The following is an 11,830-nucleotide window of genomic DNA, read 5'->3' as shown; positions in this document are numbered from 1 at the left end:
GAAGTATCAAATTGTACCTAGCTAAATCAATTCATCCCCTTATTCAGCAACGCCCTTATTTCGTATCCTAAGTTATCAAGTTCATTAGAGTAACAAATTTTTCCAAAGTATTCTGAGCAGTCTTCAATTTCAGAATCCACCTGAAGCGAAGTATCAAATTGCCAGCATATAATTTGGTCAGTTAGTATTAATTGATGATTAAAATATTCTTCAGGAAAATCAAACTTATATTCTACAGTTTTGAGACATTTTGGGTCTAAAGGTCTTTGCTCATTACCAGTTGCAATACTATCAATTCCAACACCTGAGAATGTTAGTGGGCGTATCCAAAAATTAGCATATGGCGATTCGGATGAAACAAGATGAGCAAACAAAGTGTACAATGCTCCTACCCAATGTTCTTCTCCAGGATCTGGTTCTACAAACCATTTATTAACCAATTGTTCAATTTTAATAGTTTTAATTTTGTCTTCAGTGTTAACTTTTATCCCATTGATTATAAAACGCCCTCTATTTTGAAGCCCATTTTTACGGCTTTCAAGCTGCTCAACAACAATTTCTTTCTTCTGTGAAGTATATTCATTTTTTAATCTTTTAATCAGCTGATCAAAAACAGGATCTTTGTATCGTGCTTCATCAAAAAAAATTTTAATTTGATCTAAAAATTTTTTGCTATTAATTAATATTCTTGCATCTTCAGTAATAAAATTTCTATTCATTACTAGTTCAAAATTACCATTTATTATAAAGATATAATGCCGTTTTCCATTGTCTCCTGCTAGAACTTCATAATCATTCATCTCACTATTTTCATATATTTGATCATACTGGCAAATTTTAACACCTTGAGAACATATTAATGTCCCTCTTTGATCTACTAACCGAATCCCAGAACGTTTTCCGTTTGAACCTTGTCTGTCTAGTTCCTTATGTTCATCCAGTACCTTACGATTCCCATCAATTGCTAGAATTAGGCAGTAGTTTCTACCATCTACATGAATATTTTTTGCATAACGAGAATAGCCTTTAAAACTCAGTAATCTTGATATTTGTGCCGGATTCTTAAATATTTCAGGTGATTTATCTAGATATGGATAGCCTGCGGTCAGATTTTCTAAATACCCTAACGGTAGTGAACCTGTCACAGTCCAAAGAGATAATTTACAGTCATCTGTGTATCCTTGCTCTTTCTCAAATATACGACTCGTAGCGGTGGAGAATCCAGTATCGTGAGGACGCAATATCCTCACATCTCCATGTCTTGTATTGAATCTTATATAATTTCTGATATAAGATAAATTCCCTTTATCTGTACCGTAGTAATAAGAAAAATCTTTTACGTTAACACCTTGAATGATAATCATAGTTCCCGTTAAAAATTGGGTTTTAAAAAAAACTTCATTCAATTGATTAATAACAAGTTTTGTTCGTTCATCTGGTTGTACGAATATTTTTTCCAAAGTCTTCCAGATTTCTGATATTTTTTGAGATTCTAGAGAATAATGGGGAGTCAAATTCTTTTTAGGATTGTCAATACTCTTCCATCTCCAATAATCTTCTTTTTTACATCGGGTGATTATATCAAACCTATTTGAATCAAAGCAAAGCTTTGCTCCTTGGCATTTATAACCTATAGAATTACCAAAATCTTTAGTAGATATACCAATGGAAAAAAAAGATTCATAGGGAGTTATTTCGTTTATTTTTTCTGAATCACTTTCACTTAAACCAATGCCATTGTCAAAGAATATAAAGCCTTCGTACTGCAACAAAGGATAGATATTTATTAATGAAGCATTAGCATCATAAGCATTAGATATTAGCTCACGAATAACCTCGCAAGGATCTTTACGGTTTTTGGCAATATCGGCAAAAATATTTTCGTAAGATATGCGCGATCTTTTTTGTGGTATATAATTAATTATCCTTGAAAACGTATATATCTGTGATAATGAGTATTACAAAAAGGTAGGGAGTAGAAATTTTTTGATTTCTACTCCCTATGTGTAAGTCTACCCTTCACTGCTTAAGATTGAGTTACTGGTTCCTTCGCCAAGAACTTCTCAAGTTCTGTTAGCGCATCAGCATCAACCTTGGTTTGCATAGGACAGAACTTAGGCCCACACATCGAACAGAACTCGGCAGTTTTGTAAATATCTGCTGGTAAAGTTTCATCGTGGTATTCCTTCGCTCTTTCTGGGTCTAGTGATAATTCAAACTGACGGTTCCAGTCGAAGTTATAACGGGCTTTGGAGAGTTCATCGTCTCTGTCTCTTGCACCTGGGCGATGTCTGGCAATATCGGCTGCATGGGCGGCTATCTTGTAAGCAATTAAACCATTGCGGACATCTTCAGCGTTGGGTAATCCCAAGTGTTCTTTTGGTGTAACGTAACACAGCATAGCTGTACCATACCAACCAGCCATCGCCGCACCAATAGCAGAAGTGATGTGATCATAACCAGGGGCGATGTCTGTTACCAATGGTCCTAACACATAGAATGGTGCTTCTGAACACTCTTCCATCTGTTTTTTGACGTTGAACTCAATTTGATCCATTGGGACGTGTCCAGGGCCTTCTACCATCACCTGTACATCGTGTTCCCAAGCTTTGCGAGTGAGTTGTCCCAGGGTTTTGAGTTCGGCTAACTGAGCATCATCAGACGCATCGTGAGTACAGCCAGGGCGGAGGGAATCGCCTAAGCTGAAGGAAACATCATATCTCTTGAAAATTTCAATGATGTCGCGGAAGTGGGTATAAAGTGGGTTTTGTTTGTGGTGATGTAGCATCCACCGCGCCAAAATACCGCCACCACGGGAAACAATACCGGTGATGCGGCTTCTGACTAGGGGTAAATGTTCTATCAAAATTCCCGCGTGGATGGTTTGATAGTCTACCCCTTGCTGGGCGTGTTTTTCGATGATGTGTAGAAAATCTTCTGGGGTCAGGTTTTCAATTGTGCCGTGGACGCTTTCCAACGCTTGGTAGACTGGTACTGTACCGATGGGAACGGGGGAAGCGTTGATGATAGCGGTACGAATTTCATCTAAGTTTCCGCCACCTGTAGATAAGTCCATGACGGTATCAGCGCCATATTTAACCGCCAAGTTCAGCTTATCAACTTCTTCTTGAAGATTGGAAGAGTTGGGGGAAGCACCGATATTAGCATTTACTTTACATTTAGAGGCGATGCCAATTGCCATTGGCTCTAAATTAGTGTGATTAATATTAGCTGGGATAATCATTCTTCCCCGCGCTACTTCCTCACGAATGAGGTCAGCCGGCAGATTTTCCCGTTGGGCGACATACTGCATTTCTTCGGTAATGACACCCTGACGTGCATAGTGCATTTGAGTTACATTACCTTGCCCACGTCGTTTAGCAACCCATTCTGTCCGCATATGAAATTCCCTCAATAAACAGCTTCCCTTCGCTGGTATTACCCAGTCTCAGGTGTTAAGGGTGTAATCTCAGCCTGTTAGTGCAAGCACCCCTAGCATGGATGTAGTTTACCACCTTGTTTATGACTGGGGGCAATGGGGTTAACAATTCCTGAGGATGTCAGGTGTTTAGGGTTGGTGGGCGGCAACGTCGGTATTAAACTGTAAGTAATATAGGACTTACGCATGAAAATGAAAGATCAAGGGTTTGGACAAGGGTGTAGAGGTACACTTTCAAGGGTAGGGGTATAAACTATGATTCAAGCTTTACGTAAACTAGTAACCTTTGAAGATTTTGCAGCGTGGCGGCCTGAAGGTGGAAGATATGAATTACATAATGGCATGATTGTTGAAATGGCACAACCAACGGGCGACCATGAAGATGTTGTAGGTTTTTTGGCACTAGAAATATCTGCTGATATCAAGCGTTTAAAATTACCTTATTACATTCCAAAAACTGTATTAATCAAACCGCCTGAAAGTGAATCAGCTTATTCACCAGACATATTAGTAATCAATCGACCAAATTTAGTGAATGAGCCTTTATGGAAAAAGGAATCAACTGTATCTCAGTCTGCATCTATTCCATTGGTTATTGAAGTTGTTAGCACTAATTGGCGAGATGATTACTATAAAAAATTAGCTGATTATGAAGCTATAGGTATTCCTGAATATTGGATTATAGATTACGCTGCCATAGGTGCTAGAAAGTTCATTGGCAATCCTAAAGTGCCTACTATATCCGTTTATCAATTAATCGATGATGAGTACCAAATTGCTCAATTTAGAGGCAGCGATTGCATCAAATCAATAACTTTCCCCGAATTGGCTCTAACTGCTGAACAGATTTTTCAATCTGACCCATGAATAATGACGATCGCTATATTATTTTTCATAAGCCCTATGGTGTCCTGAGCCAGTTTACTCAGGAATCACCCAAGCATATAACTCTTAAAGACTATATTGATGTGCCTGATGTTTATCCTGTGGGGAGGTTGGATTGGGATAGTGAAGGGTTACTCTTATTAACCAATAATGGCAGGTTACAGCATCGGCTTGCTGATCCGCGTTTTGGTCATGAGCGGACTTACTGGGTACAGGTAGAGCGTATTCCCGATCAAGAGGCTATCAACAGGCTACAAACAGGGGTGGAGATTCAAGATTATCGGACACGGCCAGCAAAAGTGAGCTTATTACCAGAATATCCCCCTGTAGGCGATCGCCAACCGCCGATTAGATTTCGCAAAAATGTTCCTACAGCTTGGTTAGAAATGACTTTGACTGAAGGTAAAAATCGTCAAGTCCGGCGCATGACTGCGGCTGTGGGGTTTCCGACTTTGCGGTTATTGCGGGTGAGTATAGGTCATTTACGCTTGGATGGGCTGGCTTTAGGTGAGTGGCGTGACCTTACTTCCTTGGAACTTAAATTACTGCATGATTCGTCTCGGAGTCGAGGGATAAGCAAATTCTCTCGTTAAACTTTGTAAACAGTTGCAGGAATAAGCTAGTAATCATTTGAAGTTCAACAAAAGGCACAAGACTCTTTATTTGGCAAAAAAAGAATTTAAAATTTGTTGTTTCTCATTAACTTCAGTCCTTGAGCGTCAGTTTAAACCTTATGAGCCTGAATCAGCGATCACCTACGGTGGGCGGAACACCATCGCTCTGGCATCAAACTCACACACCACAAACTATTTTGCCCAAAACTCCTGTGTACTTGGAACTGGCGGCGGAATCAGCTTCTCATCAAGAGTTCGACACAGCAGAAAAACTCCGCCGCGCTCAAGAAGAATTGCGATGGTATCGCATGATGTACGACAATATACCAACTATATATTTCAGTTTGGATGCGACTGGGTTAATTTTATCTGTCAATGATTTCGGAGCGGATTTTCTAGGATACACACCAGAACAATTGTTACAACAGCCCATTGTTCAATTATTTGCTCAATTAGACCAACAAAGACTGTCTAATGCTTTCATAAGTCTTTGCAAAACTGCGCCTGACGATGCTGTTAGCTATGGCAACTTTCTGTTACATAACCCTGTTCATGGTATAAAAGCAGTCAAAATTAAACTGCGGTTAATACTGGATGAGGAAAAATCTGCTATTAAAAAATCGACGATTCTGATGCTGTGTGAGGCCATCACTTCTCTAGAACCAGTCGAAGCAAGTCCAGAAGATGCGGATAATTTAGTTAAAAACTTACCAGAGTTGCCATCAAATCAAGCCCAGCTAAAGGAACTAGAAAGCCTTAGCCATCTGCAAGAAGAATTTTTCAGCACAGTTTCCCACGAACTGCGAACACCGCTAACTAATATGAAAATGGCGATTCAAATGCTGGGGATTACGCTGCATCGGGAGCATAATTTGTTCTCGGCAACAACAAAACCAACAAATGAAGGCTCAAAAGCGGCTTGTTATTTTAATATTTTAGAAAATGAGTGCGATCGCCAAATAAATCTTATTAATAACTTCCTAGAATTACAGCGCCTCGATACCAACGCTAAACCTTGGGTACTAGAGACAATTCACCTACCGCAATGGCTATGGCGTGTAGTGGAGGAATTTAAAAACCGCAATTTCGATATCTGTAGACAAAAATTACACATCAGCGTCAGCCCTTCTCTGGCAACATTAACCTCCAATCCATGCAGCTTGGAACGCATTTTGATAGAACTGCTGACCAATGCGTGTAAATTTAGCCCCCCAGAGGGAGAAATTACAGTTACAGCCCAAATAAAATCTCAAAATATTGTTTTGCAAGTAATTAATTCTGATGTAGAAATCCCTCAATCTGAATTACCCCACATTTTTGATAAATTTTATCGTATTCCCAGCAATGACCCTGGAAAGCAGGGAGGTACAGGACTAGGGTTGGCACTAGTACAAAAACTCATCAAACAATTAGGAGGAACAATCGAAGTAGAAAGCGGGTCAAACCGTACCTGTTTTAGTATCCAACTGGTGCTTCAACAACCCAAAATAGTTGAGTGAAAGAAGTAGGGGGCAAGAAACAGGTGGGCAGAGGGAGCAGGGAAAAATATCTTAATCAAGACTCAGCACCGACTAACGCCCCGTTACAACCCGCAGCACTGATGACTCAGAACTCCTTACTCTCCAAAATAAACTTGCAGATATCTGCAATCTTTGGCTAATATGCGTCACAATTAATACTGCCACCAAGATTCACTGATGAAACCACAATTTATTATGTCTACTATAGGCAAGGGCGGCCAGTTGTGGCACTTTGGATATTAGTGGCTAGAAGCACCTCGGAACGGGAATTAAGGAACTTCCACTATGCTGATTTGCCCTCAGTGTGAATTTGAAAACCCTAATGCTAACAAGTTTTGTCAAAAATGTGGTGCTTCTTTGTCCCACAAGGTTTGTCCTCAATGCAGCACTGAAGTACCAGTGAATGCTGAGAATTGTCATAACTGTGGTGCAGAAACCGGCACAGTATGGCGGGCGATTATCGAGACTGGTGATTGGGCTGCCGCCGTAAGTGTCAGCACTTTACTGAGCGCCAACTCTGTTGATGTAGCGTCCCCCAAGGAAGACCAAACAGAATTAGGGTTTGAGGAAGACGGAGAAGAGAAGATCATGCTGTCTCCAGCATTATTCTCTGTTGGCTCATATTTGGACAAAGAACAACGCTATCAGATTTTGCAAGTACTATCAGCCGCACACGATGAGGTTAGCGTTAGGGTTTTGGACTGTCAACCATACCAAGTGTCACCAATTGAAGCAATATTAGCTAATCAGCAACAGGGATTGGTGACTCCAGCAGTGGAAGCCAATGGTATTCCCAGTTTGGCTAGGGCTTATATGGTTTTACAATCCCAAAATCACACGGAAATTCCCCGGATTCATGATGCTTGGGAGGACGGCGATAACCAGATATTACTTATTGAAGACCGCACTCACTACCAGCCTTTACTTGATTTATGGCAAAAGGAAACCACTAGTTCGCTAGAAATTTTACACTGGTTTTATCAAATGACCCAACTTTGGGTATTACTAGAACCCTTAAAGTGTCACTACAGTTTGTGGGATTTGGCGAATTTGTGCTTAGATGAAGACCAGACAATTAGCTTACGAAAACTGTACGTAAAACCACCTAAGAGCGAGTTAGCGATTGACTACTTGCCACTGGATTTTAATCCGGTAACAGCACAAGAAGAGGATGTAACATTGCCGATCTTTGTGCAGCCCTCAAGTATTAAAGCTTTGGGGGAAGTTTGGCAGGCACTATTTAGAGAGTCTCAACGCACTCAATTTGGTTCCATCATACAGATTTTAGGAGATTTGCAGCAGGGTAGGATTTACTCGATCGCTCAGTTGCGATCGCGTTTACAAGAAGTCGCCACGGAACTAGAAGCAACTACACCCCCAATATTTGAGCCAATGGAAGCAGAACAAACGAATGCGCCCACAGTCTTACAAGCAGATGATACAGAAGATCCCTCTGGCAAGGGTGATGATATGCCCACGGTAGTGCTGTCCGTGCAGTTAAGCAGTTTAGAAGATGCTGGCCGCACTGATGTTGGTCGTCAACGCCATCACAATGAGGACTACTTTGGGATTGAAACTAAAACAGAAAAATTAGAACTGCCGAGAAACCGCATTTTACAAGCTCGTGGCTTGTATATTCTTTGTGATGGTATGGGCGGACACGCTGGCGGTGAGGTGGCTAGTGAGTTAGCCGTAATCACCTTACGCCAATACTTTCAGCAACACTGGACTAATAACCAATTACCAACAGAAGAAATAATTCGTGAGTCAGTTTATCTGGCTAATCAAGCAATCTACGAAAGAAACCAACAAGAAGCCCGTTCTGGGGTAGGACGTATGGGTACTACCTTGGTCATGCTATTAGTTCAAGGTAGTCAAGCAGCCGTTGCCCATGTGGGTGATAGCCGCCTCTACCGTGTGACTCGTAAGCGGGGATTGGAACAAGTGACTGTAGATCATGAAGTTGGTCAAAGAGAAATTGACCGGGGAGTAGAAGCAAGCATCGCTTATGCCCGTCCAGATGCTTACCAACTTACTCAAGCTTTAGGCCCCCGTGACGAAACCGCCATTAATCCCGATGTAGAGTTCTTTGATATTAATGAAGATAGCCTACTTGTTCTGGCTTCTGATGGCTTATCTGATAACGATTTACTAGAAACTAACTGGCAAACTCACCTACTGCCGTTATTGAGTTCTAGCACTAATTTAGAGCAGGGAGTAACAGAATTAATTGATTTGGCCAACCAATACAATGGTCATGACAACATTACTGCTATACTTGTCCGGGCAAAAGTGCGCCCAAATCTGGGGGAAGGGACGGGGGATTAGGAAGAGGCAGGGTGCAGGGAAGAGAAACTTTTCTAAATGTCTGAGTACCCAATTCCCCAATCCCCATTACCCCTTATCCCCAGAGGGGACCCCACCTTCCCCAATCCCCACTCCCCATCTCTTACACAGGTCGTATTGTGGTTACTTTGACACTGCTAGAACCGCAACAAAAAACACCACTCAAGCAGTGGTGCTTTGAAAATTCCTCCGTGATTCGCATCGGTCGCGCGGCGGATAATCATGTGATTTTGTCTGATAATTTGGTTTCTCGCCATCATCTGGAAATTCGGCAAGTTAGTTCAGGTGGTGGTGGTTCCTGGCAGGTGCTTAGTAAGGGGACAAATGGAACTTTCTTGAATGGTGTTTTGGTAATTCAAGATGCACTACCTAATAATGCCCTCCTGCAACTTGCCCAAGGGGGGCCGATACTGCAATTCCAAGTTCAGGGGATAATACCACCGGAGTGGCAATCAATTTCTGGAAGCGATAGTCCTTTGTCTGGGGTGGGTAGTTCGGCAGAAAAAAGTTCCCCAGAATTGTATAACAATCCTGGTAGTTTAACTTGCACCCACGAAGGTAATTCTCCCCAGAACCTATTTTGTATCCACTGTGGACAACCACTTTCGGTAATCCAAACCATTCGCCATTACCAAGTGTTACGGACTTTGGGACAGGGAGGAATGGGGACTACCTATTTAGCTTGGGATGCGGCTGGGGTGATTGTTGGACATCCAAAACTGTTGGTGTTGAAGCAAATGAATGCCGATATGGCGAGGATTGCTAAAGCCCAAGAACTATTTGAGAGGGAAGCCTATACTCTCAAATCCTTAAACCATCTGGGTATCCCCAAGTATTATGATTTTTTTGTGGAAGGTGGCAAAAAGTACTTAGCAATGGAATTAGTGCATGGGCAAGATTTAGAAAAACGCATCTATGCCACTGGCCCAGTTATACCTAGTCAAGCGATCGCCTGGATGATCCAAACTTGCGATATTCTAGATTATCTTCATAGCCAAGAACAGCCACTCATCCACCGCGACATTAAACCGGCAAACCTGATGGTAAAGACGGCGAATAATCAAATAGCGGTGCTAGATTTTGGCGCAGTTAAGGAAATTGGTACTACTCCAGGCACACGCATCGGTGCAGAGGGTTATTGCGCCCCAGAACAAGAAAGGGGACAGCCTTTAACCCAATCTGATTTATATGCAATCGGCCCCACAATCATCTTTCTCCTCACAGGGGAAAATCCATTTAAGTTTTATCGCCAAAAAGGACGCGGTTTCCGCTTTGATGTGAGTAAAATTCCCACTGTCACCCCTAAATTAAGGGATGTAATTGAGCGTACCACTGAACCTTTGCCACGCGATCGCTTTCAGTCTGCCAAGGAATTAGCTGCGGCTTTGGCTGCTTGTAAGTGAGGGGATTGGGGATTGGGGATTGGGGATTGGGGATTGGGGACTGGGGATTGGGGATAAGGGGTAATGGGGATTGGGGATTTAGTAAAAGTCCTTCGTAAAATTGATTGAAGGACTTTTGATTGGGATGACATGGGTGATAGGGGTTTTGAGTCTTTAGACTTCTATCAAGATAGTCTTAGGTTACTGAAAGCTGCTTATAGACTTGCAGATAGCCTGCCGGATCATGAGCATTACAATTTGAGCGATCAGTTACGTAGAGCAGCATCTAGTATCTTGCTAAACATCGCGGAAGGCTACGGGCGCTATCACTATCTAGATAGATTGCGCTTTATGTATATTGCTCGTGGCTCATTAGCTGAGACTAAAAGCGCCTTCGTTATTGCTGAAAGCTTAGGTTATTGCAACATAGACCAACTAAACTGGGTAACCCAAATAAAAGACCAAATCGAAAAAGGTCTTAACGGTCACTGTCGCTTCATTCGTTCCCAGCAACAAGGCAAAGAAGAATTCGGAACTAGGTTCAGGGATTGAAGATTAAGTATTGGGTATTAAGGATGGAGCATAAAAGATTGAGGATCAGCTGGAAATCACTAACTAAACATCAGTAGAAATTTTCCTAATCCCCAATCCCCAATCCCCAGTCCCTAACCCCTAATCTTCATCCCAAGATTCAACCGCGAGTAAATCGCCAATTGGATCTTGCATCGTAAATCCAAAATCTAGCAGTTCCTGTTTCCAGTGCTGCCAGTCATTACCATAGAGCAGCGCAATCTTCCAAATGCTATCAGTCGGCTTGATAATATTCGATTCAACGAGTGATTGCACGTTACGCTGCAATTTCACCATTGGGTGAAGTACTTGCTGAGTCATAACTCTCGATTCAGTTAAAAATTTTGTTGGGTAAATACTTAATCAAAACTGCTTTCCATTTTGCAATTGTCACCAATCCGTAGAGTGTTGTAATTGGCAAAGCTAGTCTTAACTTTCTTACTATACCATAACAAAATCTATTAAGTTGTGCCATGATTCGGTTTTGTACGGTAATTACACCACCGTACTTAGATTTCATCCAGCAGACATTAGGTGAACGTCAGGCGAAAACATTAGCCTTCTTAAAGATCGCTAGAAACACTACAAAAAGGTCAAACTGTTTTTTCTGTACCCATTAGAATCTGTGCAGTTATCAAAAAGCCCATATAGCGAGCGATCCACAATGCCAGAAATTTTTAGGTGTTAGGTGGCGATCGCTATACAGGATAACGCAAGCATCGAGCCTGAAATCAGAACATCGTAAAACCTAATAAAACTTAATATTTATCTATAAATTAAGCACATATTTTTAGATATGTTTGTCCTTACGTAAGACAATAGCAATATATGATACTTAAACAACCGCATTTCATTTGGCTCAATACTTAAGTATTATCATTTCTTCTTTATGTGCATGAGCTAAAAGGTAGCAAATCATTTTCGATTGAGAATACTAATAGGCGGTTAACATATCTTTACTTGAAGGCGAATTGCAGCATAAAAAATTTTTAGTTGAAATGTTAGTTTCCGTGAGGTAATGGGTAATCTCTTATTTAGGAGATTACTGTAACTAAGTATTTACCACAGTCCGGA

The 11,830-nt window shown here is 41.4% G+C and carries 9 protein-coding genes and 1 riboswitch; of the genes, 6 read left to right on the top strand and 3 right to left on the bottom strand.

From position 1 onward, the window contains the following. Positions 1–26: 26 nt before the first annotated feature. Both ACM5QX_RS18025 and thiC read right to left on the bottom strand, forming a co-directional pair. Positions 27–1,772, bottom strand: a complete 1,746-nt coding sequence (locus ACM5QX_RS18025; protein WP_414754780.1) for a hypothetical protein — start codon at positions 1,770–1,772, stop codon at positions 27–29. 254 nt (positions 1,773–2,026) lie between these two features. After that, entirely contained in the window at positions 2,027–3,400 is a 1,374-nt protein-coding gene (gene thiC, locus ACM5QX_RS18020; RefSeq protein WP_414754779.1) for a phosphomethylpyrimidine synthase, read from the bottom strand. Between the two features lie 7 nt (positions 3,401–3,407). Beyond that, positions 3,408–3,504: riboswitch (TPP riboswitch) on the bottom strand. 190 nt (positions 3,505–3,694) lie between these two features. Between thiC and ACM5QX_RS18015 the strand changes: the two genes are divergently transcribed. From ACM5QX_RS18015 to ACM5QX_RS17990, 6 genes are all read left to right on the top strand, one after another. Continuing rightward, positions 3,695–4,306 (top strand): Uma2 family endonuclease, encoded by a 612-nt coding sequence (locus ACM5QX_RS18015; protein WP_414754778.1) that lies wholly within the window; start codon positions 3,695–3,697, stop codon positions 4,304–4,306. Next, positions 4,303–4,917 carry an rRNA large subunit pseudouridine synthase E gene (locus ACM5QX_RS18010; protein ID WP_414754777.1) on the top strand — a complete coding sequence of 205 codons (615 nt, stop codon included), beginning with the start codon at positions 4,303–4,305 and terminating at the stop codon, positions 4,915–4,917. Before ACM5QX_RS18015 ends, ACM5QX_RS18010 begins: the two co-directional genes overlap by 4 nt. Positions 4,918–5,057: 140 nt before the next feature. Continuing rightward, the gene (locus ACM5QX_RS18005; RefSeq protein ID WP_414754775.1) at positions 5,058–6,437 is read left to right on the top strand and encodes an ATP-binding protein; all 1,380 of its coding nucleotides are present in this window, start codon (positions 5,058–5,060) and stop codon (positions 6,435–6,437) included. A gap of 306 nt (positions 6,438–6,743) precedes the next feature. After that, positions 6,744–8,786: a serine/threonine phosphatase gene (locus ACM5QX_RS18000; protein ID WP_414754774.1), complete on the top strand. Its 2,043-nt coding sequence runs from the start codon at positions 6,744–6,746 to the stop codon at positions 8,784–8,786. Positions 8,787–8,923: 137 nt separating this feature from the next. Further along, complete coding sequence (locus ACM5QX_RS17995; protein WP_414754773.1) at positions 8,924–10,207, top strand: protein kinase domain-containing protein; 1,284 nt, start codon at positions 8,924–8,926, stop codon at positions 10,205–10,207. Between the two features lie 129 nt (positions 10,208–10,336). After that, complete coding sequence (locus tag ACM5QX_RS17990; RefSeq protein ID WP_414754772.1) at positions 10,337–10,738, top strand: four helix bundle protein; 402 nt, start codon at positions 10,337–10,339, stop codon at positions 10,736–10,738. Positions 10,739–10,858: 120 nt separating this feature from the next. Here the strand turns inward: ACM5QX_RS17990 and ACM5QX_RS17985 are convergent, their stop codons facing one another. Next, positions 10,859–11,077 carry a DUF4327 family protein gene (locus ACM5QX_RS17985; protein ID WP_010994726.1) on the bottom strand — a complete coding sequence of 73 codons (219 nt, stop codon included), beginning with the start codon at positions 11,075–11,077 and terminating at the stop codon, positions 10,859–10,861. Positions 11,078–11,830: the final 753 nt, after the last annotated feature.

The sequence above is a fragment of the Anabaena sp. CCY 9910 genome, from assembly GCF_963920875.1.
Taxonomy (GTDB): domain Bacteria; phylum Cyanobacteriota; class Cyanobacteriia; order Cyanobacteriales; family Nostocaceae; genus Trichormus; species Trichormus variabilis.
The sequence above is the reverse complement of the archived record's forward strand: the minus strand, read 5'-3'. Positions and strand labels throughout refer to the sequence as shown.